Below are 24,180 nucleotides of genomic sequence, written 5' to 3' on the forward strand. Positions count from 1 at the left end.
CGCTGTTACAACAGCTCGCCGAAACCGGTGCTTCGTACCCCCGCCGTGGCCAGCGGTGGCGCGGTCTGGTTGATGTTCACCCAGAACTCGCACACGTGTTTCATGGCGCTGAGGAACTGCGAGAACTCGGTCGGCTTGGCGATGTAGGCGTTGGTGCCGGCGTCGTAGGCGCGTAGCAGGTCGCTGGGCTCGGTGGACGAGGTGAGCACCACCACCGGGATGTTGTGCAGCACGTCCGAACTCTTGATCTCCCTCAACACGCCGATGCCGTCCAGCAGCGGCATCTTGAGGTCGAGCAGCACCAGCACCGGGTTGCTGCCCGGCCGGTTGACGAACTGGTTGCGCCGGAACAGGTAGTCCAGCGCCTGCATGCCGTCGGAGACGTGAGTCACCCGGCCGTCGAGGCCGTGGCGCGAAAGCGCGAGCTTGGTGAGCTCGGCGTCGTCGGGGTTGTCCTCGACGAGGAGGATGGCATCGGCGGTCTTGTTCATGGTTCCAGGGGTGCCGGCATGGAATCGGTGGGATCGGCGGCGCGCGGGCCGTCGATCGGGAGAGTGAAGTGAAAGACGCTGCCTTCGCCCAGGCGGCTTTCCGCCCAGATGCTGCCGCCGTGGCGTTCGACGATACGACGGGTGAGTGCAAGACCAATGCCCGTTCCCTCGAATTCCGACGCGCGGTGCAGCCGCTGGAAGACGCCGAAGAGCTTCTGGGCGTATTTGGTGTCGAAGCCAACGCCGTTGTCCCGCACGGAAAAGGTGTAACCGCGCACCGGGTCCAGGTGCCAGCTCACGTCGATGATGGCGCGCTCGCGCGGCCGCGAGTACTTGAAGGCATTGCCCAAGAGATTGGCCCAGACCTCGCGCAGCAGCAGGGCGTCGCCGTGCACGATGGGCAGGTCCGCCGCGATCTGCCAGTCCACCACGCGGCCATCGGTGTCGTGGGCGATCTGCGCCACCACGGCACTGACGAGGTGGTTGAAGTCGACCGGCGCGATGTTCACCGCCGCGCGGCCCAGGCGCGAGAACGCCAGCAGGCCATCGATCAGCTGGCTCATGTGGCGCGCCGAGTTGCCGATGGTGGCGAGGTAGCGCGTGGTGGTCTCGTCGCGCTGCAGGCCCAGGTGTTCTTCCAGCAGACTCACGAAGCTGGAGATGTGCCGCAGCGGCGAGCGCAGGTCGTGCGAGACCGAGTAGGAGAAGGACTCGAGGTCGCGATTGGCCGCCAGCAGCTGCTCGGTGCGCTCGACGACGCGCTTTTCCAGCTCGTCGTTGATGTTGCGCATGAGGTCGTCGAGTTGCTTCGCGTCCGTCATGTCGCGGTTGATCTTGGCGAAGCCCTTGAGGTCGCCGCGCTGGTCACGCAGCGCGATCAGCACCGAGTGCGACCAGTAGCGCGAGCCGTCCTTGCGCAACTGCCAGCTCTGCACGTCGTGCTGGCCACGCGAGGCGGCCAGGCGCAGCATGCGCTCGGCATCGGCGCGGCCAGCCGCTTCATCCACGGGGTCGAACAGCACGCCGTAGTGGCGGCCGAGCATCTGCACCGGTGAGTAGCCGTCCATGCGCTGTGCGCTGTCCGTCCAGTCGGTGATGAAGCCATTGGCATCGAGGAAGAAGATGCAGTAGTCGCGCAGGTTGTCCACCATGAGGCGGAAGCGCTGCTCGCTCTCCAGCAGCTCGGCCGAGCGTTCCTGGATGCGTTGCTCGAGTTCCTCGTTGAGGTGGTTGACGCGCTCCTCCACGCGCTTGCGTTCGGTGATGTCGATGATCTGCACGAACACGCCGCGGACCTTGCCGTCAGGCCCGTGGTCGGGCAGGTAGTTCGCGCTCATGAAGATCGGCGTGCCGTCCGGCATGCGGCGCCAGGCCTCGAAGTGCTGCGAGGTGCCGGCCAGCGCGCCGGCCATGCGCGGCTCGATGTCGGCCCAGATGTCGGGCGCCACGCAACGGCTGAGGTGCTGGCCCACGATGCGCTGCGGGTCCATGCCGTAGACGCGCAGGTGCTCGGCGTTGGCGAAGCGGAAGTGCAGGTCGGCGTCGAGGTAGGCGATGAGCCCCGGGACGCGGTCGGTGATGGACTGCAGGAAGTATTGCTGCTGGCGCAGCGCGTCTTCGGCGGCGCGCCGGCGCGTGATGTCCACCACCGTGGTGTTGCTGCGCAGGAAGCGGCCCTGCGCGTCGCGCACGGCCGCCGACGACAGCAGCGCATAGAAGCGTGTGCCGTCGCGCCGCTGCATCTCGTACTCCACGCCCTCGAGGGCGTCGTCCTGAAGCATGCGGCCCACGCGCGCTTCCAGCAGAGGCACCTGGTGCGGTGGAATCATGTCGCGGAAGTTGAGCTTGCCGACCACCTCGTCGCGCGTGTAGCCCAGCCATTCCAGTTCGGTGTCGTTGATCGAGACGAACACGCCATCGATGTCGAGCGAGTGGTAGCCGCAGGGCGCGCGGTTGTACAGGGCGTTGGCCTGCTCCAGCGCCCGCGCCAGCCGCTGGTTGGCCTGCGAGACGCGGTCCTCCGAGGCCTTGCGGTCGGTGATGTCGATCATCTGGATGATCAGACCCTGCACCTCTCCGTCGACCTGGAAGGGGATGTATTCGATGCTGGCGTAGTACGGATCGCCGCCAGGGAAGCGGCGTTCGCCCTCGAAACGCTGGGGCTCGCCCGCCAGCGCGGCGTCCAGGCGGTCGCGCACGGACTCATACACCTGCCGGTCGGCGATGTCGCTCAGGTGGCGGCCCACCACACCGCCGCTCTGGCGGCCATCGCACCAGCGGGAGTAGCTGGCGTTGGCGAAGCGGCAGATCAGGTCGCAGTCGAAGAAGGCGATCTGTACCGGCGCGTGGTCGCTGATCGTCTGCATGAACCGGGCTTGCGCGGCCAGGGCCTGCTCGGCGGCCTTCAGGGCGGTGATGTCGATCAGCGTGTTGTTGGAGCGCAGGAAGCGGCCCTTGCTGTCGCGCACGGCCGTGCTGCTGACGAGCGCCGGGAACAAGGTGCCGTCGCGGCGGCGCACCACCGTTTCAATGGGGTCGAGCCTTTCGCCGGCGACGAGGCGCTGCAGTCGGTCCAGCGCACGGGCCTGGTCGCGCTCCCCCTCGGGCAGCATGTCGCGCACGTTGAGCGTGCCGATGACCTCGTGGCGCTCATAACCCAGCCAGTCGAGTTCGGTTCGGTTGATCAGCACCAGCGTGCCATTGGCGTCGAACGAGTGATAACCGCAGGGCGCCTGGTTGTAGAGCGATTGCGCTTCGGCCAGGGCCATGCTCACGCGCTCCTTGGCGTCGGCCAGTTCCTCGGTGCGCTCCTTCACGCGCTTTTCGAGTTCGGCGTTGAAGCGGCGGATCTCGTCCTGCTGCTGGTGCAGCTCGGTGATGTCGCGCGACACCGCCAGCAGCATGGCCGGCCGGCCCTGCGCATCGCAGATCGGCGTGAGTGCCGTGTCCCACCACTTGGGCGTGCCCTTGAAGGTGTTGCCGAAGGCCACGAAGCGCGACCCCTTGCCCTGTCGCGCGGCGGCGACGGCGTCGCGCGCGAGGGTGCCGCCGTCCTCGGGCCACCAGGTGGTCCAGTCGCTCAGGCGCACCTCTTCGAAATCGTCCACCTCCACGAGGCGGCAGCCCTGTTCCGTCATCTGCACCACGCGGCCTTCCAGGTCGAGCACCTTGGTGCAGTCGGGGCTGCTGGCGATGATCTGGCGGTTGAGTTCGTCCTTGATGCGCGCTTCGGCCTCGAGCACGCGCAGCGTGGTGATGTCTTGAACGAAGCCGAGCTGGCTGACGACGCGGCCGCTGGCGTCGCGCAGCGGGGCGTTGCGCACCAGCACGTGCACGGTCTCGTTGCCCGGCTTGACGATGCGGAACTCGACGTTGAGGCTTTCTCCGCGCGAGATGCCGCGCACCCAGCTCGCCTGCACGCGCTCGAGGTCGTCGGGGTGTACGCGGCCGAGCCAGCCGAAGTTGGGGAAGTCCTCGCTGCGCAGGCCGAAGATCTGCTGGAGCTGGCTGTCGATGTGCGTGAGCAGCCCGCCCTCGTCGGTGCGGAAGACGCCGATGGGAAACACGCTGGCCAGCGCGCCAAACAGGGCTTCGTACTCGAGTTTCGCCAGCGCAGGGCGGCCTTCGCGTTCGGCGTCCAGTGCCGAAGCAAGTTGCAGCGGCAGGTTGGCGTGGAACTGCTTCTGGCTGGCGTCGGTGGCGGGGCTCAGGCCGCTGAGTTGTTGCGCGTAGCGCTGGCGCAGGTACTCGTTCTCGGCGCGCAGCGTGCGCAGCTCCAGCGCCATGGCCCGCTCGCGTTCGCTGACGCCGGCCTCGCCGTCGCGGCGGGCCAGGGGCGCATCGGTGGGCGAAAGGCGGGCGCTCATTGCAGGCAATGTACCCCAGGCCCAGGGGGGTACCGCGCGAAATAGCGCCCTAAAACCGGGGGAGATCCGGGTGCGGCAATTGCCCGCCGCGCACCAGCAGGCGGCCGTATTCCGCACAACGTTGCAGGGTGGGGATCACTTTGCCGGGATTCAGTAAGCCTTTGGCATCAAAGGCGCGTTTGATGCCGAACATCTGCTCGTTCTCTTCTGTGCTGAATTGGACACACATGCTGTTGAGTTTTTCGACGCCGACCCCGTGCTCGCCGGTGACGGTGCCGCCCATGGCGACGCTGGTTTCCAGGATGTCGGCACCGAAGCGCTCGCAGCGCTGGAGCTGGTCGGGGTCGTTGGCGTCGAACAGGATCAGCGGGTGCAGGTTGCCGTCACCGGCGTGGAACACGTTGGCGCAGCGCAGGCCGTAGGTGGTTTCCATGGCCTGGATGGCGAGCAGGATGTCGGCCAGGCGCTTGCGAGGGATGGTGGAGTCCATGCACATGTAGTCGGGGCTGATGCGCCCGCTGGCAGGAAACGCGTTCTTGCGCCCGCTCCAGAATCGCAGCCGCTCGGCCTCGTCTCGGCTGACGGCGATGGCGGTGGCCCCGCAGCCGCGCAGCACGGCGCTCATGCGCTCGATTTCCTCGGCCACTTCCTCGGGGGTGCCGTCGCTCTCGCAGAGCAGGATGGCCTCGGCCGACAGGTCGTAACCCGCGCGCACGAAATCCTCGACGGCGGCCGTCATGGGCTTGTCCATCATCTCCAGCCCGGCCGGGATGATGCCGGCGGCGATCACCGCCGCGACCGCGTCGCCGGCCTTTCGCACGTCGTCGAAGCTGGCCATGATGCAGCGCGCCAGCTGCGGTTTGGGCACCAGCTTGACGACGACCTCGACGGTGACGGCCAGCATGCCCTCGCTGCCCACCACCAGGGGCAGCAGGTCCAGCCCCGGGGTGTCGAGCGATTCGCCGCCGAAGCTGATGGGCTCGCCCTCGATGGTGAAGCCGCGCACCTGCAGCACGTTGTGGATGGTGAGGCCGTACTTGAGGCAGTGCACGCCGCCCGAGTTCTCGGCCACGTTGCCGCCGATGGTGCAGGCGATCTGGCTGGACGGGTCGGGCGCGTAGTACAGCCCGTGCGGCGCGGCGGCCTCGCTGATGGCGAGGTTGCGCACGCCCGCCTGCACGGTGGCGGTCCGCGAACGCGGGTCGACGCGCAGGATGCGGTTGAACTTGGCGAGCGACAGCACCACGCCCCGGGCGTGCGGCATGGCGCCGCCGGAGAGGCCGGTGCCGGCGCCGCGCGCCACCACCGGCACGTCCAGCGCGTGGCAGGCCCGGAGCACGGCCGACACCTGGGCCTCGGTCTCGGGCAGGGCCACCACCATCGGGCGTTCGCGGTAGGCGGTGAGGCCGTCGCATTCGTAGGGAACGGTGTCCTCGGCCTGCCAGAGCAGGGCGTGGGCGGGCAGCAGCGGGCGCAGGGCCTGCACCACGGCGGCCTGGCGCTCGGCGCGGGCCAGGCGCTCGGCCTCGTCGGGATGGGTGGGGGCGTTCATGGGGGCTTGGACGGTGGCGGGCCAGTGTAGGCCGCGGGCTCCCCGGCGGGTTGAAAAATCCTGCAGCGGCTGTTGACGGACGGCGATGCCGCGGGGTCTTGAAATGCGCGGGGAGCGACTTCAGTTTGGGTGCACCAGGCGCTGCGGTGGTCGCGGCGCCACCGAATATGGAGGACTTTCACCATGACCGGACTCATTGCCCGCAACAGCCTGTTCGATGATTTCTTCCGTGACGTCGCGCCCGGCTTCTTCGTCAAGCCGCTGCACGGTGACCCGCTCCCCGCGCAGATCAAGGTCGACGTGAAGGAAACCCCAGCGGCCTACACCGTGGACGCCGAACTGCCTGGCGTGGCCAAGGACGACATCCAGGTCACCATCGAGGACGACGTGGTGACGCTGCGCGCCGAGGTCAAGCAGAGCGACGAGCAGCGCGACGGCCAGCGCGTGCTGCGCAGCGAGCGCTACTACGGTGCCGTCTCGCGCGCGTTCCAGCTGCCTCAGCGCGTGGACAAGGACGCGTCCAAGGCGCGCTTCGACAACGGCGTGCTGCGCCTGACGCTGCCGAAGAAGGCGGCAGTGACGGGGCAGCGGCTGGCGATCGAGTAATGCCGTTCGAGTGAGCGCCGGTGGCGCTCACTCGCTGCGGATGTCGACGAGTTCGAAGGTCTCGTCGATGCGAATGTGCTGGTTGCGGGTGCGTGCATCGAATCGCACCACCCGTGCCAGCGCGGGGGAATACCAGGCCGAGGCTTCGTACGTCGAGCTGTTGATCATGTGCCCGCCAGTGACGCGGTGCGTAAAGCCGCTGTAGTTCACACGCACCGCCTCGATCCGGCGCGAGCCCACCGTCAGCGTGGTGGTGTCCACGGCACGAGCCCGCAATTCCATCCGGATCACCAGGTCGTTGCGGCGCACGGTGTAGTCGAGCCGCCAGGCCGAGCCGGGATCCGGCGTGCCACTCACCCAGCCGCCTGGGGGCATCACCAGATCGAATTCGCCACCCACCGGCTTCTCGACGGATTCCACCCCGCCATCGAGCCGTTCGATGCGCTCGCCCTGGTTGAAGATGCGCCGATCGCCATCGACGCGGTCAAGGCGATACACCACGGCTTGACTGACGCCGGTCTGGCGCTCGAGCAGGCGGTACTCGAATACGCGATCGGCTTGGGGCGTGGTTTGGGCGCCTGTCGAAGCACCGACGTTGGCCGCGGTGGCTGCCTTCGCGGCGAGCGCCGCCTGCGCGCGCGCGGGCACTTCGGCGATCCAGCTCGAGGGCACGGCGAAGTTCACGTTTTGCGCGTTGCGCAGGATCATGGTGGTGATGCCGACCAGGCGGCCCTGCGCATCGAACAGGCCGCCGCCGCTGGAGCCGGGCGAGATCGGCACGGTGATCTGCAAGGCCTCGATCTGGTCCTGCTCGTTGCGGCGGATGCCGGAGAGCAGGCCATCGCTGATGGTGGTTTCGAGCCCGCGCGGGCTGCCGATGGCATAGACGCGCGCGCCGACGCGCCAGGTCTCGGGCGCGGCGATGGCCACGGCTGGGGCGTGAAAGTTGGCGACCTTGAGCTGGCACAGGTCGCGATCGGGATCGGGAAATTCCAGCGTCGCGCCGTAGGTGACGTTCTCGCGCGCGACGGCCACGGCCTTGGCGCGTGCGAGCACGTGGCAGTTGGTGATCAGGCGGCCGGGGCCGACCACGACGGCACTGCCCAGGGCCAGGGCGCGGCCGGCCTCGTCCTGCGTGCGCACCACCCAGACGCTGGGTGCGACCTTGTCAAACAGGACTTCGGGAGCCAGGGACGCGGGCTGGGCCTGCGCCATCGAGGCGCCGCAGGCGAGGGCGAACGTGCCGATGTGTCGCATGCGGACCGGCTCAGCGCTGCGAGGGCAGCAAGCCGCTGAGGTCGTCCATCGTGACGCGTCCGCCCACGCGCGGTGGTGGCGCGGCCGGCCCGGGACCGCTGGGAATGCCACCGGGTGGCACCAGGGCAGCGCTGGTACCAGCGCCCGGCCGCCCGGCGACCAGCGGGATAGAACCCGTGTACGCCAGTGCGGTGAGCTTGGGGCGCGCCAGCGTCTCGCTCTGCAGGGACAGGCGGGGTTGCCCCACGAACAGGCCCATGGTGATCAGCGTCTCCACGTACACCGTAGCCCCATCGGTGAGGTCCACGTCGAGGCTGGACTCGATTTCGGTGCGGGCGGACACGGTGTAGCGGCCGGTGGGGCGGTCCACGAAGAAGAAGCCCTCGGGTTGCATCTTGCCGACGACTTCGCCGTTGAGCCGCACGTCCGGCTGGATCGCCGGCCCGAGGCCGCCACTGCGGTAGACCATCAGCCGGCCGTGCCCGGGCTTGATGGCCGGAAAGCTCTCCTGCACCTCACTGAACCGGGGGCCGGTCGCCGCGCACCCCGCGAGCACCAGCGCGACCAAGCCCAGCAGCCCGACGCGCGCGAGCCGCCCCAACATCTGCTTCATGCCCACCTCCTACCTTTTGTTTCCAGCAATGGTAGTGGCTAGTGGGCGAAAACGTCGAGGGGCTTAACCCATGGCCTGCTGCAGCCAGCGCGCAAACGCCGCGCACTCCCAGCGCTCCATGGTGCCCGTGCGCCAGCACAGGTAATGCGCGTGCGGGCTGGGCACGCGGCGCGGGTAGAGGGGCACCAGGGCGCCGCTGTCCAGCCAGGGCGCGGCCAGCTTGTAGCGCAGCAGGCCCACGCCCATGCCGGCGGCGGCGGCGTCGCACATCAGGCCGATGTCGTTGAACTGCGAGCCCTCGGCGGGCTCGGGCCAGTCCAGGTCGTGCGCGGCGAACCAGGTGCGCCAGGGCTCCAGCGGGCTGCGCAGCAGGGGCAGGTTCTCCAGGTCCGCGGGCGCCTCGAAGGGGCCATGCTCGCGCGCGAAGGCGGGCGAGGCCATGGGCGAGATCTCGTCCTTGGCCAGCAGCAGGTGTTCCACGTCGGCGTAGCGGCCGGTGCCGAAGCGCACCATCAGGTCGGCGTCCTCGGCCACCACGTCCAGCAGCGGGATGCTGACCTGCAGCGTGAGGTCGATCTCGGGGTAGGTGTCGCTGAACTGCTTGAGGCGCGGCAGCACCACCGAGCGCGCGAAGGTGGGCGTGATGGCCAGGCGCAGCTTGCGCCGTCCTGGCGCGGCCTTCTGGCTGGGAAAGCGCTGCAGCGCGCCCAGGCCGTCGCGCACGTGGGTGAGGTACTCGATGCCGTCGGTGGTCAGGGAGAAGTCGGCGCGGCCGAACAGCTTGGTGCCCAGGATCTCCTCGAGCTGGCGGATGCGGTGGCTCACCGCGCTGGGCGTGACGTTGAGTTCATCGGCCGTCTGCGTGACGCTGCGCAGCCGCGCCAGGGCCTCGAAGGCCAGCAGGCACTGGATGGGCGGGATGCGCACCGTGCTCATCGCGGCTTCACTTGAAGACGACGGTCTTGTGTCCGTTCAGCAGCACGCGGTGTTCGCCGTGCCACTTCACGGCCCGCGCCAGCACCTGGCTTTCGGTGTCGCGGCCCAGGGCGGTCAGGTCTTCCACCGTGTCGGTGTGGTCCACGCGCGCCACGTCCTGCTCGATGATGGGGCCCTCGTCGAGGTCCGCCGTCACGTAGTGGGCGGTGGCGCCGATGAGCTTCACGCCGCGGTCGTGCGCCTGGTGGTAGGGCTTGGCGCCCTTGAAGCTGGGCAGGAAGCTGTGGTGGATGTTGATGGCGCGACCCGCGAGTTCGCGGCACAGATCGTTGGAGAGGATCTGCATGTAGCGCGCCAGCACCACCAGCTCGGCACCCTCGGCCCGGATCACCTCGAGCTGCTTCGCCTCGGCCTGCGGTTTGGTGGCGGCCGTGACGGGGATGTGGTGGAAGGGCACGTTGTAGCTGGCCGCGAGCTGGTAGAAGTCGCGGTGGTTGCTGACGATGGCGCGGATGTCCAGCGGCAGCAGGCCGCTCTTCCAGCGGAACAGCAGGTCGTTGAGGCAGTGGCCTTCCTTGCTGACGAAGAGCACGGTGCGCAGCGGCTGCGCCAGCGGGTGCAGGCCCCAGCGCATGCCGAAGGGCTCGGCGAAGGCGCCCAGGCGCTCGCGCAGCTCGGCCTGGCTCAATTGCGCGCAAGCGAATTGCACGCGCATGAAGAACAGCCCGGTGTCGTGGTCGTTGTACTGGGCCGCTTCCTCGATGTTGCCGCCGTGCTGGAACAGGAAGCCGGAGACGGCGTGCACGATGCCGGGACGGTCCTGGCAGGACAGGGTGAGGACGTAGGTGTTTTCCATGGCGGCGCGATTGTCGCAGGGCGGCCGCCAGTGGGCCCGGCGCGGGGTCGGGCAGTGGCGCCACCGGGGCCCGGGCGCGGTGCCAGAATGCCCGGATCATCGCCCGCCCAGGAGACGCCATGGCCTACAACGACTTCAACATGGACAACCAGTGGTTGCCCTTCACGCCCAACCGCAGCTTCGCCAAGGACCCGCGCATCTTCGTGGCGGCCGACGGCATGCACTTCACCACGCACGACGGCCGTCAGGTCATCGACGGCATCTCCAGCCTGTGGTGCGTGGGCGCGGGCCACAACCGCCAGCCCATCAACGAGGCGATCAGGAAGCAACTGGACACGCTGGACTACGCCACCGCCTTCAGCGTGAGCAACGACAAGGCCTTTCGCGCGGCCGAGATGATCGCCGCGATGGCGCCGGGCGACCTGAACAAGGTGCTGTTCTGCAACTCGGGCAGCGAGGCGGCCGACACCTCCATGAAGGTGGCCCTGGCCTACCACCGCGCGCGCGGTGAGGGCCAGCGCAACCTGTTCATCGGCCGCGAGCGCGGTTACCACGGGGTGGGCTTCGGTGGCATGTCGGTGGGGGGCATTCCGGCCAACCGCAAGGTCTACGGCACCAGCCTGCTGCCGCGCGTCGACCACCTGCGCTTCATCCACGACCCGGTGAAGCACGCCTACGTGCAGCACCAGGAGCCGGTGTGGGAAGAGGACATCCTGCTCGAGCTGGAGAACCGCATCCTGCCGCTGCACGACCCGAGCAACGTGGCGGCGGTGATCGTGGAGCCGGTGGCGGGCAGCGCGGGCTGGTACGTGCCGCCCCAGGGCTACCTCGAGCGCCTGCGCGAGATCTGCGACCAGCACGGCATCCTGCTGATCTTCGACGAGGTCATCACCGGCTTCGGCCGCCTGGGCACGGCCTTCGGTGCCGACTGGTACGGCGTGCAGCCCGACATGCTCAACTTCGCCAAATGCGTCACCAACGGCGTCATCCCCATGGGCGGCGTGGTGTGCAGCCAGCGCATCTACGACGCCATGATGGGCGCGCACGGCAACGCGCCGGACCACGCGATCGAGTTCTTCCACGGCTACACCTACTCGGGCCACCCGGTGGCCTGCGCGGCGGCCATCGCCACGCTGGAGCTGATGCAGAAGGAGCAGCTGTTCGCGCGCGCCGGCCAGATGGGCCAGGTGCTCAGCGATGCGATGTTCAGCGCCGTCAAGGGCCTGCCGCACGTCATCGGCATCCGCAGCCTGGGCCTGGCCTGCGCGGTGGAACTGGCGCCGCAGGCCGGCATGCCCGGCAAGCGCGCCTTCGACGTGTTCCTCGATTGCTTCCACCGCGGGGTGCTGGTGCGCAACGCGGGCGACAACCTGGTCTTTGCGCCGCCCTACATCGTGGAGCGCGAACACATCGAGACCATGGTCTCGGTGCTGGCGGACGCGATCAAGCGGCTCCCGGCCTGATCAGCGCTTGAAGCGCTCGCGCAGTTCGGCGCAGTGGTCGCGCGCGGGCACGGCGGGCGTCGGCCACACCACGTCGCCCGGCACGTCGGCGCCGGCCCCGCCGGCGCGCGCCACCACCACGCGGTGGGCCTGGCCGGCCGGCAGGTGCAGCGGCACGCCGAGGTCGCTGCGCACGTGGCCGTTGCCCGCGATCAGCAGCACCGTGCGGCCCGGCGCCAGGGCCTTCAAGGCGGTGTCGGCGAGGGAGCGGTCGCGCGCGAGCTGAATGCGCGTCATGGGCGCGATCTGGCCTTCGGGCAGCAGATCGCAATGGCCTTCGCGCACGGCGGCGCGCTGGCGTTCCAGGGCAAGGGCGCTGACGGACCGGTCGAGCGAGGCTTCGCCCATGGCCTCGCGCATTCGGGCGCGCGGCAGGTTGCCGCCGAACACCGGCACGCCCGCCCGAACGGCGGCCATCACCACCGGCCCATAGATGGGCCAAGGCCAGTTCGCGCCCTGGTTCCAGGCCAGCGCCTCGCGCACGGCGTCTTCGCTCGCATCGCGTGGCAGCGCCCGGGTGTCGCGGCCGGCCTCGGCCATTTCCATCACCACGGCGGCCAGTTCGCCGCGTGCGGCCAGGGCTTGCACCAGCTCGCGCTGGAGTTGCTGGTGTTCGGGCGCGTCGTGCTGCTCGCCCACCAGCAGCAGCGGCGTGGGCTGGGTGCGCGCGAGCAGGGCAGGCAGGTCTCTTGGCGGGGTCTGCGCGCAGGCCGCGAGCAGCGCGGCAAATCCGATGGCGGCAAGGGAAAGCTTCATGCGTCGATACTACGGCCCGCATCGGCGCCGCCCAGGCGCTGCCTTCGATTGCCCCGAGTGCCCGCCTTCCTGTCGCGCATCGGGCCGGCGTCCTGGACACGCACGGCCCTGACCCTCTTGCTCGCCTGCGCCGCCGCCCGCCTGTGCGTCTGGCTGGGCACGCCCATTCCCTGGATGATCGGCCCGCTGCTGGCCACGGCCCTGGTGTCGGTGCTGGGCGCACCCACCGAGAGCTGGACGCCGCTGCGCAATGTGGGGCAATGGGTGATCGGCGCGGCGCTGGGCCTGTACTTCACGCCCGAGGTCGGGGCGCTGGTCGCAAGCCTGTGGTGGGCCATCGCGCTGGGTGTGGCCTGGGCCTTGCTGCTGGGCCTGGGTTTCTCGGCCTGGCTGCGGCGCCTGCACGCGGCGCGGCTGAACCTGCCGCCCGCGCAGCTCATGGCCACCACGTATTTCGCGGGCGCCATCGGTGGCGCCTCCGAGATGACCCTGCTCGCCGAGCGCCAGCACGCGCGCACCGACCTGGTGGCCGCCGCGCACACGCTGCGCGTGCTGCTGGTCACCGTGACGATCCCCTTCGCCCTGCAGGCCGCAGGTGTGCACGGGCTGGACCAGCTGCCCCCCGCCGTGCGTGAGGTGCACGGGAGCGGCCTGGCGCTGCTCGGCCTGCTCACCCTGCTGGGCGCGCTCGCCATGCAGCGCCTGGGCCGCGCCAACCCCTGGTTCATGGGCGCGCTGGTGGCCACGGTGGTGATCACCCTGGCGGACGTGCAGCTCTCCGCGCTGCCCGTGGCTTTCACCAACCTGGCGCAGCTCTTCATCGGCATCAGCCTGGGCGTGCGCTTCACGCCCGCCTTCGCCCACACCGCGCCGCGCTGGCTGGGTTCGGTGGCCTTGGCCACCTTCGCCATGATGGCCCTGTGCGCGGGCTTCGGCTGGGTGATGGCGCGGCTCACCGGCCTGCACCCCGTGACCATGCTGCTGGGCACCTCGCCCGGCGGCATCGCCGAGATGGCCATCACCGCCAAGGTGCTGCAACTGGGCGCGCCCGTGGTCACGGCCTTCCAGGTCTGCCGGCTGGTGGCGGTGCTGGTGCTGGCTGAGCCGGTGTACCGCTGGCGCTTCGCGCAGGCACAAAAAAGCCCGGCATGACCGGGCTTTTCGGGGTTGGGGAGGTGGTGCGCTCAGTGCATCACGACGGGGTTCTGGGCGAGGGAGGCGTAACCCTCCAGCGTGTTCTCCACCTCTTCCTGCGAGGGGCTGTTGCGCTGCCACTCCACGATCTGCGCCTGGAACATCTCGGCCCAGGAGCCATCGAGGTAAACCTCCTTGCCGGAGCGCTTGTCCACGATTTCGAAGCCATGGCGCGGAATCTGCGGCCTGTCGTCAACGGGCGCCTCACCTTCGGCCGGCGCGTTGGCCAGGATGTGGACCACCGCGAAGGCTTCCGAGTCGTACAGCATGTGCATGGACTTGAGTTCCTTTCCGCCAAAAACGTCGGCGCTGGTGCCGTTATATCGGCAAATCGCGCTCCCACTGGAGCCGGGTATGCCCCAGTTGGTGACCCGGGGGCATTTTTCAAGCAGGCTTGTGGCGTTTGACCCCCAGCGGGTTCCGGGGTGCCCGGTGATCAGGGCAAACGGGCCAGCCGCTGGTCGGCCACGTCGCCCCCCGGCTGGGCGATGCGCAGGCGCACCGGCAAATGGCCCAGGGAAGGTGCCAGCCAGACCTCGACCGTGCTGTCATGGGGCTTGCGCGGCGCGCGCTTGAGCAGACGAGCCTCGATGTTGCCGGCGGGCAGGCGCAAGGTTTCCAGCGCGCCCACCTCGAATTGCCAGACCTCGGCGTCGCCCACGCCCGCCACCTGGAAGCTGAGCACGTCGCCGGCCTGGCGCGGTTGCGCGCGCAGCAGGCCCGCGAGCTGCATGAACAGGCTCAGCCGGTCCTGGGCGCCCGGCAGCCACTCGGCTTCGGGCGCGTTGTTGCTGAAACGGATGCGTCTGGCCTCGCGCTCGAAATGCGCGGCGCGTTCGCTGCTGCGCTTGTCGGCGAAGCGCACGGGGCGCAGGCCATCGGGGCCCACGCTGCCTTCGCTGGTCTGCACGCGCTTGCCCAGCAGGGGCATGGCCAGTTCCATGCGGGCCTGGTAGTTCGCGCCTTCGCGGCGCCATGACAAGGTGCCGGTGGCGCGGTAGTCGAAGCCCTTGGCCTGGCCGAACACCTCGTAGCTCAGTTCGGTGGCGGGGGGCGGGTCGCTGGGGGGCGCGGCGGCCGCCGGGGTGGCGGTGGCCGCAGCGGACTTGGGCGAGGGCGCCTGGGCGGCCTGGGCGGTCAGCACCGGTGCTTCGATCGGGGAAGGCGCCATCGTCGTGGGACGCCGCGCTGCTGGTGGCGCGGGCGGGCGTTCGGCCGCCGCCCATTGCACCTGGGTCACGTCCAGCGGCTCGACCCGGTCGGCCGTGGTGACCACCGCTTCTGGCACCGCTGCAGTGGCGGCAGCGGGCGCGGCCGGCAGGGGAGATGCGCCCACGGGGACGAGCACGGCCAGGTGTGCCAGCAGCACCCCCGTACCCAGACACAAGCACGTGCGGGGGGCCGGCCCCAGGTGTTCCTTGCGCGTCATCCGCCGTGGGACCGGACGGCCGGTTCGGGGTGCCCCAGATCCGCGCTGAGCCGACGGGCGGCGTCCCGCAAGGCGGTGGCCGGGGCGCCGTCCCAATCGGTGTCCAGCGTGGCCACCGAGCCCAGCACCACCATGGCCAGCACCACGCGGCCTTGCACGTCGAACACCGGGGCACTGAATCCACCGACGCTGGCCTGCAGGCTGTGCACCACGCGCGCCAGGCCGCGTCGGCGCACCTCGTCGAGCATCTCGTTCACCTCGGCCATGGAGGTGGGCAGGTCCAGCGGCAGGGGGCCGTTGCGCGGCAGCTTCTTCAGGCGCGCGAGTTCCTCGCGGATCATGGGGCCGATGCGCTGGGCGTCGTGGCCTTCCTCGCCCATGAAGGCAGCGAAGCAACGGCCAGTGGCCGAGGACAGCAGCGGCATCACGTCGCCGAGGCGCAGGGCCACGGGCACGGCTTGTGGCGCTTCGGTCCAATGGACCATGGTAGGCCCCTGATTGCCCCACACGGCGATGGCCAGGGTGTGGCCGGTGAGCGGCAGGAGCGCGTCGATGCGTTCGCGCGCCAGGCGCACCGCGTCGATGCGAGAGAGGCTGGCCAGGCCCAGGCGCAGCGCGGCCGGCCCCAGGTCGTAGCGGGTGGTGGCGCTGTCCTGCGTGACCAGGCCCAGGCGCTGGAAGCTCACCAGGTAGCGGTGCGCCTTGGCCGCGCTCATGCCGGCGTTGGCGGCCAGGTCGCGCAGCATCAGCGCGCCGCTGGCCCGCGACAAGGCGTTGAGGAGTTCGAAGCCGACCTCGACGGACTGGATGCCCGCGCGCTGGGGTTCGTTGTCGTCGCTCGCATCGGCGGGGCTTTGGTCTAGAATCTCGCTCTTACGCATAGGTTAATGGATTTCACTATCCGTAATTATCGCCCCAAAGCCCCCGGGGCACCCATCCACTCAAGAGGCAGCAGGAGATACGCATGAAACTCGCCACCTACAAGGACGGCTCGCGCGACGGACAACTGGTGGTGGTCTCGCGCGACCTGAGCACGGCCCATTATGCGACCGGCATCGCGAACACCCTGCAGCAGGCCCTGGACGACTGGAACTTCATCAGTCCCCAGCTGCAGGACCTGTACGTCACCCTGAACCAGGGCAAGGCGCGCCACGCCTTCCCCTTCGATGCCGCGATGTGCATGGCGCCGCTGCCGCGCGCCTACCAGTGGGCCGATGGCTCCGCTTACATCAACCACGTGGAGCTGGTGCGCGCCGCGCGCAGTTCCGAGGTGCCGCAGAGCTTCTACGAAGACCCGCTGATGTACCAGGGCGGCAGCGATGACTTCATCGGCCCCCAGGATGACGTGGTGGTGCCCAGCGAGGACTACGGCATCGACTTCGAGGCCGAGGTCGCGGTGATCACCGACGATGTGCCCATGGGCGTGACGCCCGAGCAGGCGCTGGAAGGCATCCGCCTCGTCATGCTGGCCAACGACGTTTCATTGCGCAACCTGATCCCGGCCGAACTGGCCAAGGGCTTCGGCTTTTTCCAGAGCAAGCCCGCCACCGCCTTCAGCCCCGTGGCCGTGACCCCCGATGAGCTGGGCGACGCCTGGCAGGGCGGCCGCGTGCACCTGACGCTGCAGAGCACCTGGAACGGCCGAAAGGTCGGCATGTGCGAGGCCGGCCCCGAGATGACCTTCCACTTCGGCCAGCTCATCGCGCACATCGGCAAGACGCGCAACGTGCGCGCCGGCTCCATCGTGGGCAGCGGCACGGTGAGCAACAAGTCGGTCTCGGTGGACGGCCGCCAGGAATGGCCCAAAGGCTACAGCTGCATCGCGGAAAAGCGCGCGATCGAGACCATCCTCGACGGCAAGCCCTCCACCGCCTTCATGAAGTTCGGTGACACCATCCGCATCGAGATGAAGGGCAAGGACGGGCAGAGCGTCTTCGGCGCGATCGACCAGAAGATCGCGCCCTTGAACAAGGCCTGAGCCGCCGGGTGAACGGCCGCGCAGCCGTTCACTCGGCGCGCGCCTGGCAGTCCACGCAGCGCTCGGCCGTGGGCTGGGCGTGCAGGCGGGCCGCAGGGATGCGCGTGCCGCATATCAGGCACAAGCCATAGCTGCCGTCGGCGATGCGCCGCAGCGCGTAGTCGATGGCCTGCAGTTCGGCGGCTTCGCGCTCGCCGAGCACCGTGCCGAGGTCGAAGGCCTCGTCGCGCCTCATTCCGTCGTCGTCCGAGCGTTCGCGCTTGTCGGCTGCCACATCGGCACGGCTGCGCGCACCGCCGCGCTGGGCCTGCAGGCGCGCCTGCAGTTCGCGCTGCCGGGCGCGCAACTGCAACTCGAAGGTGTCGGAAATCGGTGTGCTCATGGGGCCTCCTGCGATGTGGGCATCTTGGTGCCGCGGCGCCTCGCGGCGCTTGACCCAGGTCAAGCACAATCGATCGCTTCATGGCGACACGACAACGAGGAGACCCGCATGAGCCAGACGATCGACTACAGCCGCTACCAGACCCTGGAGATCACCCGCCGCGGCCCGCCGGTGAACGGCACGCCCAGCGTGCTCGACATCCGCATGCGCGCCGACGGCCCCGGCGGCAACGGCAAGCTGCCCACCGCCGGCCACGACGGCCACTGGGAGCTGAGCGAGATCTGGCGCGACGTGGGCCGCGACGACAGCGTGCGCGCGGCCGTGCTGCGCGGCAGCGGCATGGGCTTCTCGGGCGGTGGCGACCTGGCCCTGGTGCAGGACATGGCCACCGACTTCGAGGTGCGCTCGCGCGTGTGGAAGGAAGCGCGCGACCTGGTCTACAACGTCATCAACTGCGACAAGCCCATCGTCAGCGCCATGCACGGTCCGGCCGTGGGCGCAGGCCTGGTGGCCGGCCTGCTGGCCGACATTTCCATCGCCGCGCGCAGCGCGAAGATCGTGGACGGCCACACGCGCCTGGGCGTGGCGGCGGGCGACCACGCCGCCATCGTCTGGCCGCTGCTGTGCGGCATGGCCAAGGCCAAGTACTACCTGATGCTGTGCGACGCCGTGAGCGGCGAGGAGGCCGAGCGCATCGGCCTCGTGTCGCTGGTGGTGGACGACGAGCAACTGCTCGACAAGGCCTACGAGGTGGCCGACCGGCTCGCCAGCGGCAGCGCGAGCGCGATCCGCTGGACCAAGTACTCGCTCAACAACTGGCTGCGCCAGGCGGGCCCGAGCTTCGACACCTCGCTCGCGCTGGAATTCATGGGTTTCGCCGGGCCCGACGTGCGCGAAGGTGTGGCATCCTTGCGCGAGCGCCGCGCGCCGCGCTACGGCGTCGACGGCTGACCCCGGCAACCCTTCGAGGAGCAGGCAATGAGCGACCCGTCCGCCAGCGGCTTTGGCAAATTCGTGCCGGGGTTCGACTTTCTGCAGGGCCTGGCCACGCAGGCGGCCGGCGGCATCGCCCAGGGCATCGGGCAGAACATCCCGCAACTGCCCAACCTCAGCCACTGGGTGGCGCCCACCTTCAATGTCGAGGAACTCGAGAAACGCATCGAGGAGCTCAAGGCCGTGCACTTCTGGCTGGACCAGAACGCCAAGGCCCTGGGCGCCACCATCCAGGCCCTGGAGGTGCAGAAGATGACCCTGTCCACGCTGAAGACGATGAACTTCAGCATGGGCGACGTGGCCAACGCGCTCAAGCTCAAGACAGCCGAGGTCGCCGCCAAGGCCAACCAGTTCCCGGGTCTGGAGGTGCCGCCGCGCACCTACGGCGCCACCGAAGCGCCCAAGCCCGCCCGGCGCAAGCCCGCCGCAAAAAAGGCCCCCGCCGCCAAGGCGGACAAGGCCTCCGCAACCGCCCCGGCGGGTGGCGTGGTCGACCCGCTGCAGTGGTGGGGTGCCTTGTCGCAGCAGTTTCAACAGATCGCCACGAACGCGCTGAAGGACGCGGCGAAGCAGGGCGCGTTGGACACCACGCGCCAGGTGGCCACGGGCCTGACAGACGCCGCCGTGAAGACCGCCACCGGACTGGCCGGCCAGGCCGCGCGCTCGGCCGCCGGCACCGTGGGCCGTGGCGTGGGTGCGGCAGCCGGCATGGGCCGTGCGGCGGCGCGCGCGGTGGCCCCCGCTGCCAAGGCGCCGGCCAAGAAGACAGCGCCCCGCAAGCCACGCGACAAACGCGCTTGAACCCCGCGGGCCCGCGCGGCTCGAAGACCGCATGAAACGTTTTCCCCAGGCGCACGCCACCCACCCGCAATGGCGCATGGCCGCGGCCATGGTCGTGGCCCAACTGCGCGCGCAGATGGCCCTGCCCGACCACGCGCACCAGCCCTCGCTGGGCCTGCTCTACATCACCGACCACTACGCCGACGACGCGCAGGCCGTGCTGGAGTGCGTGAGCGCCGAGCTGCCCGAGGTGACCGACTGGGCCGGCACCGTGGGCGTGGGGGTCTCCGCCAGCAACGTCGAGTACTTCGACGAGCCCGCGCTGTCGGTGATGCTGTGTGACCTGAGCCCCGACCAGTACCGCGTGTTCAGCGGCGTGGCGCCGCTGTCGGCCAGCGGACGCGCCGAGGGTGGTGAGGGTTTTGTCGCGCACACCGCGCTGGTGCACGCCGACGCCGGCACGCCTGAAGTGGGTGAGCTCATCGCCGAGATGGCCGATCGCACCGGCAGCGGCTACCTGTTCGGCGGGCTGGCCGGCAGTCGCGGCCCCACGGTGCAGTTCGCGTTGGGCAGCGCCGGCAACATCAGCGGCCACGGCGCCGCCAGCGGCGTGTTCCACGGCGGACTCAGCGGCGTGGCCTTCGGGCGCGAGGTGGGCATCGTCTCGCGCGTCACGCAGGGCGCGCAGCCCATCGCCGCGACCCACGTGGTGACCGAATCCGAGGGGCACCTCGTGCTTCGTCTGGATGGCGAGCCGGCGCTCGACGTGCTGCTGCGCGAACTGGAGATCTCGCTCGACCACCCCGAGCACGCGATGTCGCGCCTGCGGCAGACGCTGGTGGGTCTGACGCGCCCGGGCCCGGATGGCGCCACCGCGTGGAGCGACAGCGCGCACCGGCGCGGCGCCTTCGGGCACGAGGTGATCGTGCGCCACCTCATCGGCCTGGACCCGGTGCGCCGTGGCGTGGCCATCGCCGAGCTGGCCCCGGTCGGCTCGCGCCTGGCCTTCTGCGAGCGCCATGCGCAGGCCGCACGCGCCGACCTCATGCGCGTGTGCGCCGAGGTGCGTGAGGAACTGGAACCGGAGGAACTGCTGTTCGGCGGCGAGGGCTCGGGCGACGTGGACACGGCGCCGAAGCCGGCGCGCGATATCGCGGGCGCGGTGTACGTGAGCTGCGCGGGGCGGGGTGGGCCGCACTTCGGCGGGCCGAGCGCGGAGTTGCAGATCGTGCGCCACGCGCTGGGCGACGTGCCGCTGGTGGGCTTTTTCGCCGGCGGCGAGATCGCGCACCACCGGCTCTATGGCTACACCGGCGTGCTCACGGTGTTCGTGCGCGAAGCCTGAGGGGGCGGCGTTCAGCGGCGCTGCCGCGCGCGCTCGAGCGCGCGTTGCGCGTCATCCGGCGTCATGCCGTACCCGTCGGCGAAAGCGGCCACGCTCAGGCCACTGGCTTCGAAGGCGCGCAGCAGCGCGGCTTCGCGCGCGATGCGCGCGCTGGCTTCATCGAGCGCGGCCTCGGTGGCCGCGTTGATCGCTTCGTCGCGACCGCGCACCAGGGTGGCGTAGGCCTCGCGGCCCAGGCCGCTGGCCTCGAAGGCGCGCGCGATGCGCTGGCGCAATTGCGGGCCCATGTCCTCGGGGCTGCGTGCCTGGCGGCGGCGAAACACTTCGACGATGGCGTGGTGGCGCTGCTCTGGGGCCACCACCTCCACCGCCTCACCTTCCAGGTTGCGGCGCGGTTGGCCCGAGGCCACGGCGTTCAGGTAGCGCGTGCTGCGCGTGTGGATGCCCAGCGCGGCCTTCAGCGCCTCGCCTTCCAGTTCGCCGTGCGCGGCCAGCAGGTCTTCGTAGATGCCGCGTTTGAGCGGGCGCGGCTCGTCGCCGAACAGGACGGGGTGCCACTCGGCCAGTTGGGCCAGCAGCGGGTGGCGCGGTGCAGAGGGGGCCTTGGGCGCCTTGGGGCCCTGGCGGGGGCGCCGGGGCTGGGGTCGGGTGTCGTTCATGCAGGGGTGGGTTCGACGGGCAAGCCCGCGATCATGCCAGCGATCCGTGCACTGCGACGCCAGCCATGCGGCGGTACCGCTAGCGCCTCAGGTGCGTGAAGGCCTCGAACTCCCAACTGCGCATGGCCAGCACCAGGGTGTAGCCCTCCCGGTCTTTCTCGGCCAGTTTCTGGTCGGTCTGGTGCTGCTGGGCGAAGTCCTGCGCGACGCGCTGCAGCCGCTCCAGGAACAGCGGCGCCAGCGTGCGGCTCACCGAGCCGTGCACCAGCATCAGGCCCTCGCCGGGGCCGTCGAAGCCGCCCGCGAAGTAGTCCAGCAGCGCGTGCTCGCGAAAGAAATTCATCACCGGGCCGTGCGGGCGCCAGCGGAACGTCTTGGCGAGCTTCAGGCGGTAGCGGTTGAGCGGGCGCAGTTCGATGATGCCGATGCGGTCGAGCTGGGCCAGGTACTTCACGCACTCCGCTTCGTTGAGCCGGTAGGTGGCGCTTATCTGCTCCACCGTCCACTGACTCAGGACGCAGATGGCCACCAGCAGCAGCTTCTTGTCGGCCACCACCGCGCGCTCCTGCGCGGGCGTGAGCTCGGTCACCAGCGGCTGCGCGTCGGCCACGCGGCGCGAGAGTTCGGCGAAGTCGAGCTTGAGCGCGCGGCAGATGGCGTCGATGCGCGACAGCGACATGTCGCCTTTGGCGAGCATGCGCTTGACGCTGGACTCGGCCATGCCCATGGCGCTCGCCAGGTCGGCGTAGGTCATGTGCGCGGACTTGAGCTCGCGCTTGATGGCGGTGATGAGGTCGGCGGTGGTGCTCATGGCCAGGGCGTCGCAGAGTATCGAGATCCGATACCTCGCATGATGCCATCCGATTCCGTATCGAAATCCGCCCGCCGGCTCGTGGCGCGAGGCAGAATCCGCCGCGCGCCGCTCCGGTGCCCACCCGAGGAGGAGAAGACATGACCACCGCCACCTTGCCGTCCGACACCGGCGCCGCGGCGCAGACCCCCGGCCACGGCCAGTTCGCCCTGCTCAAACAGCGCCGCTTCGCGCCCTTCTTCTGGACGCAGTTCCTCGGCGCCGCGAACGACAACCTGTTCAAGTTCGCCTTCACCGTGCTCGTCACCTACCAGTTGCAGATCGCCTGGCTGCCCGCCAGCCTGGCCGGCCTGGTGATCGGGGCGCTCTTCATCCTGCCCTTCCTGCTGTTTTCGGCCACCAGCGGCCAGTTGGCGGACAAGCTGGAAAAGCGCTCGCTCATGGTCTTCGTGAAGCGATTGGAGATCGGCATCATGGCGCTGGCCGCGTGGGGCTTTTTCGGCCAGCACATCGCCGTGCTGCTGGCCTGCACCTTCCTCATGGGGCTTCACTCCACGCTGTTCGGCCCGGTGAAGTTCGCCTACCTGCCGCAGCATCTGGGCGAGCGCGAGCTCACAGGCGGCAACGGCATGGTGGAGATGGGCACCTTCGTGGCCATCCTGCTGGGCAACGTGGCGGGCGGCCTGATCATCGCGGTGCCCGAGATCGGCGCGCACCACGTGGGCTTCGCCTGCGTGGGGCTGGCCCTGCTGGGCCGCTTCGCCTCGCATTACGTGCCGCCCACGCCGGCCACCGACCCGGACCTGGTCATCAACTGGAACCCGGTCACCGAAACCTGGCGCAACCTGAAGCTCGCCCATGGCAACACCGTGGTGTTCCGCTCGGTGCTGGGCATCAGCTGGATGTGGTTCTTCGGCGCGGTGTTCCTGAGCCTGTTCCCGGCCTTCGCGCGCGACGTGCTGCACGGCAACGAGCAGGTGGCCTCGCTGCTGCTGGTGGTGTTCTCGGTGGGCATCGGCGTCGGTTCGCTGCTGTGCGAGGTGCTGTCGCGCCGGCACGTGGAGATCGGCCTGGTGCCGCTGGGTGCCATCGGCATGAGCGTGTTCGCGATCGACCTGTACTTCGCCACGCGCGGCCTGCCGCCGGCCGAGGTGATGGCGCTGGGCAGCTTCCTGGCGGCTCCTGCACACGCGCGCGTGCTGATCGATCTGGCGCTGCTGAGCCTGTTCGCCGGCCTGTACAGCGTGCCCATGTACGCGCTGATCCAGATGCGCAGCCAGCCCACGCACCGCGCGCGCATCATCGCGGCCAACAACATCCTCAACGCGCTGTTCATGATCGCCAGCGCGGTGGTGGCCGGTGCCTTGCTGCAACTGGGCTTCACCATCCCGCAGATGTTTCTGGCGGTGGGCCTGGCGAACGCGGTGGTGGCGTTCTACATCTTCATGCTGGTGCCCGAGTACCTGCTGCGCTTCGTGGCCTGGGTGGCCTCGCGCCTGGTGTACCGCTTCAAGGTGCGTGGCGACGAGCACATCCCCACCGAGGGCGCGGCGGTGCTGGTGTGCAACCACGTGAGCTTCGTGGACGCCGTGCTGATCATGGCCGCGAGCCCGCGCCCGATCCGTTTCCTGATGGACCACCGCATCTTCCGCCAGCCGCTGTTGGGCGGGCTGTTCCGCCTGGCCAAGGCGATCCCGATCGCGCCGCAGGGCGAGGACCCCGAGGCTTACGAGGCCGCGTTCGAGCGCGCCGCGCAGGCGCTGCGCGAAGGCGAGCTGCTGGCGATCTTTCCCGAAGGCGGCATCACGCGCGACGGCCGCTTGCAGGCCTTCAAGGGCGGGGTGATCAAGATCCTCGAGCGGGCCCGCGCCGATGGCCTGGCGGTGCCGGTGATTCCGATGGGCCTGACCAACCTGTGGGGTTCGTTCTTCAGCCGCATCGAGGAACGCCGCGGCGAGCGGGTGGCCATGGTGCGGCCGTTCCGCCGCGGCCTGTTCAACCGCGTGGGCCTGAACGTGGGCGCGCCGGTGGGCGCCGAGGGCGCCACGCCCGAGGGACTGCGTGAGCGGGTCGCGTCGCTGCTGGCCTGAGCGTCACCGCTCCAGAATGGATCGCAGAGCGCCGGGCTCGACGGGTTTGTGCAGGAGCGGGAAGCCGAGTTCGGAGGCTTCCTG

22 protein-coding genes are annotated in these 24,180 nt (G+C 69.6%); 8 read left to right on the forward strand and 14 right to left on the reverse strand.

Annotated features, from left to right (window positions below; translation table 11 throughout):
- Positions 1-5 precede the first annotated feature (5 nt).
- From GTO19_RS13405 to GTO19_RS13415, 3 genes are read right to left on the reverse strand one after another with little or no spacing between them, the layout of a single operon-like run.
- Positions 6-491 (reverse strand): response regulator, encoded by a 486-nt coding sequence (locus GTO19_RS13405; protein ID WP_009519829.1) that lies wholly within the window; start codon positions 489-491, stop codon positions 6-8.
- Entirely contained in the window at positions 488-4,357 is a 3,870-nt protein-coding gene (locus GTO19_RS13410; RefSeq protein ID WP_291021394.1) for a PAS domain S-box protein, read from the reverse strand. Before GTO19_RS13410 ends, GTO19_RS13405 begins: the two co-directional genes overlap by 4 nt.
- 49 nt (positions 4,358-4,406) lie before the next feature.
- On the reverse strand, positions 4,407-5,909 hold the full coding sequence (locus tag GTO19_RS13415) for an FAD-linked oxidase C-terminal domain-containing protein (protein ID WP_291021395.1): 1,503 nt from the start codon (positions 5,907-5,909) through the stop codon (positions 4,407-4,409).
- Between the two features lie 183 nt (positions 5,910-6,092).
- Here GTO19_RS13415 and GTO19_RS13420 point away from each other — a divergent pair, with 183 nt between their 5' ends.
- The gene (locus GTO19_RS13420; protein WP_291021396.1) at positions 6,093-6,515 is read left to right on the forward strand and encodes an Hsp20/alpha crystallin family protein; all 423 of its coding nucleotides are present in this window, start codon (positions 6,093-6,095) and stop codon (positions 6,513-6,515) included.
- Positions 6,516-6,542: 27 nt separating this feature from the next.
- Here the strand turns inward: GTO19_RS13420 and GTO19_RS13425 are convergent, their stop codons facing one another.
- The 4 genes from GTO19_RS13425 to purU form a co-directional block, all read right to left on the reverse strand.
- Positions 6,543-7,772, reverse strand: a complete 1,230-nt coding sequence (locus GTO19_RS13425) for a S1C family serine protease (protein ID WP_291021397.1) — start codon at positions 7,770-7,772, stop codon at positions 6,543-6,545.
- Between the two features lie 10 nt (positions 7,773-7,782).
- The gene (locus GTO19_RS13430) at positions 7,783-8,385 is read right to left on the reverse strand and encodes a DUF2846 domain-containing protein (protein ID WP_291021398.1); all 603 of its coding nucleotides are present in this window, start codon (positions 8,383-8,385) and stop codon (positions 7,783-7,785) included.
- Between the two features lie 63 nt (positions 8,386-8,448).
- Positions 8,449-9,321, reverse strand: coding sequence for a LysR substrate-binding domain-containing protein (locus GTO19_RS13435; protein ID WP_291021399.1), 873 nt, complete (start codon positions 9,319-9,321; stop codon positions 8,449-8,451).
- Positions 9,322-9,328: 7 nt separating this feature from the next.
- Positions 9,329-10,177 carry a formyltetrahydrofolate deformylase gene (purU, locus tag GTO19_RS13440; RefSeq protein ID WP_291021400.1) on the reverse strand — a complete coding sequence of 283 codons (849 nt, stop codon included), beginning with the start codon at positions 10,175-10,177 and terminating at the stop codon, positions 9,329-9,331.
- 119 nt (positions 10,178-10,296) lie between these two features.
- Here purU and GTO19_RS13445 point away from each other — a divergent pair, with 119 nt between their 5' ends.
- Complete coding sequence (locus GTO19_RS13445; RefSeq protein WP_291021401.1) at positions 10,297-11,640, forward strand: aminotransferase class III-fold pyridoxal phosphate-dependent enzyme; 1,344 nt, start codon at positions 10,297-10,299, stop codon at positions 11,638-11,640.
- Here the strand turns inward: GTO19_RS13445 and GTO19_RS13450 are convergent, their stop codons facing one another.
- Positions 11,641-12,435: a ChaN family lipoprotein gene (locus tag GTO19_RS13450; protein WP_291021402.1), complete on the reverse strand. Its 795-nt coding sequence runs from the start codon at positions 12,433-12,435 to the stop codon at positions 11,641-11,643.
- Positions 12,436-12,492: 57 nt separating this feature from the next.
- On the opposite strand from GTO19_RS13450, the gene GTO19_RS13455 reads away from it, so the two are divergent.
- The gene (locus GTO19_RS13455; protein ID WP_291021403.1) at positions 12,493-13,587 is read left to right on the forward strand and encodes an AbrB family transcriptional regulator; all 1,095 of its coding nucleotides are present in this window, start codon (positions 12,493-12,495) and stop codon (positions 13,585-13,587) included.
- 32 nt (positions 13,588-13,619) lie between these two features.
- Here GTO19_RS13455 and GTO19_RS13460 read toward each other — a convergent pair whose 3' ends face one another.
- The 3 genes from GTO19_RS13460 to GTO19_RS13470 all read right to left on the reverse strand — a co-directional run bounded on the left by GTO19_RS13460 (position 13,620) and on the right by GTO19_RS13470 (position 15,939).
- On the reverse strand, positions 13,620-13,904 hold the full coding sequence (locus GTO19_RS13460; protein WP_291021404.1) for a DUF3567 domain-containing protein: 285 nt from the start codon (positions 13,902-13,904) through the stop codon (positions 13,620-13,622).
- 161 nt (positions 13,905-14,065) lie between these two features.
- Positions 14,066-14,998, reverse strand: coding sequence for a DUF3108 domain-containing protein (locus tag GTO19_RS13465; RefSeq protein WP_291021405.1), 933 nt, complete (start codon positions 14,996-14,998; stop codon positions 14,066-14,068).
- A gap of 56 nt (positions 14,999-15,054) precedes the next feature.
- Complete coding sequence (locus tag GTO19_RS13470; RefSeq protein ID WP_291021406.1) at positions 15,055-15,939, reverse strand: IclR family transcriptional regulator; 885 nt, start codon at positions 15,937-15,939, stop codon at positions 15,055-15,057.
- An 83-nt stretch (positions 15,940-16,022) separates the two neighbouring features.
- Here GTO19_RS13470 and GTO19_RS13475 point away from each other — a divergent pair, with 83 nt between their 5' ends.
- Positions 16,023-17,036: a fumarylacetoacetate hydrolase family protein gene (locus GTO19_RS13475; protein ID WP_291021407.1), complete on the forward strand. Its 1,014-nt coding sequence runs from the start codon at positions 16,023-16,025 to the stop codon at positions 17,034-17,036.
- A 28-nt stretch (positions 17,037-17,064) separates the two neighbouring features.
- Here GTO19_RS13475 and GTO19_RS13480 read toward each other — a convergent pair whose 3' ends face one another.
- Positions 17,065-17,418 carry a TraR/DksA C4-type zinc finger protein gene (locus GTO19_RS13480; protein ID WP_291021408.1) on the reverse strand — a complete coding sequence of 118 codons (354 nt, stop codon included), beginning with the start codon at positions 17,416-17,418 and terminating at the stop codon, positions 17,065-17,067.
- A gap of 108 nt (positions 17,419-17,526) precedes the next feature.
- On the opposite strand from GTO19_RS13480, the gene GTO19_RS13485 reads away from it, so the two are divergent.
- From GTO19_RS13485 to GTO19_RS13495, 3 genes are read left to right on the forward strand one after another with little or no spacing between them, the layout of a single operon-like run.
- A complete protein-coding gene (locus tag GTO19_RS13485) occupies positions 17,527-18,369 on the forward strand; it encodes an enoyl-CoA hydratase/isomerase family protein (RefSeq protein ID WP_291021409.1) in 843 nt (280 codons plus the stop codon).
- A gap of 27 nt (positions 18,370-18,396) precedes the next feature.
- Complete coding sequence (locus GTO19_RS13490) at positions 18,397-19,212, forward strand: PhaM family polyhydroxyalkanoate granule multifunctional regulatory protein (RefSeq protein WP_291021410.1); 816 nt, start codon at positions 18,397-18,399, stop codon at positions 19,210-19,212.
- A 31-nt stretch (positions 19,213-19,243) separates the two neighbouring features.
- Positions 19,244-20,536 (forward strand): FIST C-terminal domain-containing protein, encoded by a 1,293-nt coding sequence (locus GTO19_RS13495; RefSeq protein ID WP_291021411.1) that lies wholly within the window; start codon positions 19,244-19,246, stop codon positions 20,534-20,536.
- Positions 20,537-20,547: 11 nt separating this feature from the next.
- Here GTO19_RS13495 and GTO19_RS13500 read toward each other — a convergent pair whose 3' ends face one another.
- On the reverse strand, positions 20,548-21,195 hold the full coding sequence (locus GTO19_RS13500) for a ProQ/FINO family protein (RefSeq protein WP_291021412.1): 648 nt from the start codon (positions 21,193-21,195) through the stop codon (positions 20,548-20,550).
- Positions 21,196-21,274: 79 nt separating this feature from the next.
- Positions 21,275-22,006: a helix-turn-helix transcriptional regulator gene (locus tag GTO19_RS13505; RefSeq protein WP_291021413.1), complete on the reverse strand. Its 732-nt coding sequence runs from the start codon at positions 22,004-22,006 to the stop codon at positions 21,275-21,277.
- Positions 22,007-22,146: 140 nt separating this feature from the next.
- Between GTO19_RS13505 and GTO19_RS13510 the strand changes: the two genes are divergently transcribed.
- Positions 22,147-24,096, forward strand: a complete 1,950-nt coding sequence (locus GTO19_RS13510; RefSeq protein WP_291021414.1) for an MFS transporter — start codon at positions 22,147-22,149, stop codon at positions 24,094-24,096.
- Positions 24,097-24,180: the final 84 nt, after the last annotated feature.

It is taken from the genome of Hydrogenophaga sp., assembly GCF_011772445.1.
Classification (GTDB): Bacteria; Pseudomonadota; Gammaproteobacteria; order Burkholderiales; family Burkholderiaceae_C; genus Hydrogenophaga.

Coding starts and splice junctions, on each gene's coding strand:
- GTO19_RS13405 (WP_009519829.1), bottom strand. CDS start 491: ATGAACAAGACCGCCGATGCCATCCTCCTCGTCGAGGACAACCCCGAC.
- GTO19_RS13410 (WP_291021394.1), bottom strand. CDS start 4,357: ATGAGCGCCCGCCTTTCGCCCACCGATGCGCCCCTGGCCCGCCGCGAC.
- GTO19_RS13415 (WP_291021395.1), bottom strand. CDS start 5,909: ATGAACGCCCCCACCCATCCCGACGAGGCCGAGCGCCTGGCCCGCGCC.
- GTO19_RS13420 (WP_291021396.1), top strand. CDS start 6,093: ATGACCGGACTCATTGCCCGCAACAGCCTGTTCGATGATTTCTTCCGT.
- GTO19_RS13425 (WP_291021397.1), bottom strand. CDS start 7,772: ATGCGACACATCGGCACGTTCGCCCTCGCCTGCGGCGCCTCGATGGCG.
- GTO19_RS13430 (WP_291021398.1), bottom strand. CDS start 8,385: ATGAAGCAGATGTTGGGGCGGCTCGCGCGCGTCGGGCTGCTGGGCTTG.
- GTO19_RS13435 (WP_291021399.1), bottom strand. CDS start 9,321: ATGAGCACGGTGCGCATCCCGCCCATCCAGTGCCTGCTGGCCTTCGAG.
- purU (WP_291021400.1), bottom strand. CDS start 10,177: ATGGAAAACACCTACGTCCTCACCCTGTCCTGCCAGGACCGTCCCGGC.
- GTO19_RS13445 (WP_291021401.1), top strand. CDS start 10,297: ATGGCCTACAACGACTTCAACATGGACAACCAGTGGTTGCCCTTCACG.
- GTO19_RS13450 (WP_291021402.1), bottom strand. CDS start 12,435: ATGAAGCTTTCCCTTGCCGCCATCGGATTTGCCGCGCTGCTCGCGGCC.
- GTO19_RS13460 (WP_291021404.1), bottom strand. CDS start 13,904: ATGCACATGCTGTACGACTCGGAAGCCTTCGCGGTGGTCCACATCCTG.
- GTO19_RS13470 (WP_291021406.1), bottom strand. CDS start 15,939: ATGCGTAAGAGCGAGATTCTAGACCAAAGCCCCGCCGATGCGAGCGAC.
- GTO19_RS13475 (WP_291021407.1), top strand. CDS start 16,023: ATGAAACTCGCCACCTACAAGGACGGCTCGCGCGACGGACAACTGGTG.
- GTO19_RS13480 (WP_291021408.1), bottom strand. CDS start 17,418: ATGAGCACACCGATTTCCGACACCTTCGAGTTGCAGTTGCGCGCCCGG.
- GTO19_RS13485 (WP_291021409.1), top strand. CDS start 17,527: ATGAGCCAGACGATCGACTACAGCCGCTACCAGACCCTGGAGATCACC.
- GTO19_RS13490 (WP_291021410.1), top strand. CDS start 18,397: ATGAGCGACCCGTCCGCCAGCGGCTTTGGCAAATTCGTGCCGGGGTTC.
- GTO19_RS13495 (WP_291021411.1), top strand. CDS start 19,244: ATGAAACGTTTTCCCCAGGCGCACGCCACCCACCCGCAATGGCGCATG.
- GTO19_RS13500 (WP_291021412.1), bottom strand. CDS start 21,195: ATGAACGACACCCGACCCCAGCCCCGGCGCCCCCGCCAGGGCCCCAAG.
- GTO19_RS13505 (WP_291021413.1), bottom strand. CDS start 22,006: ATGAGCACCACCGCCGACCTCATCACCGCCATCAAGCGCGAGCTCAAG.
- GTO19_RS13510 (WP_291021414.1), top strand. CDS start 22,147: ATGACCACCGCCACCTTGCCGTCCGACACCGGCGCCGCGGCGCAGACC.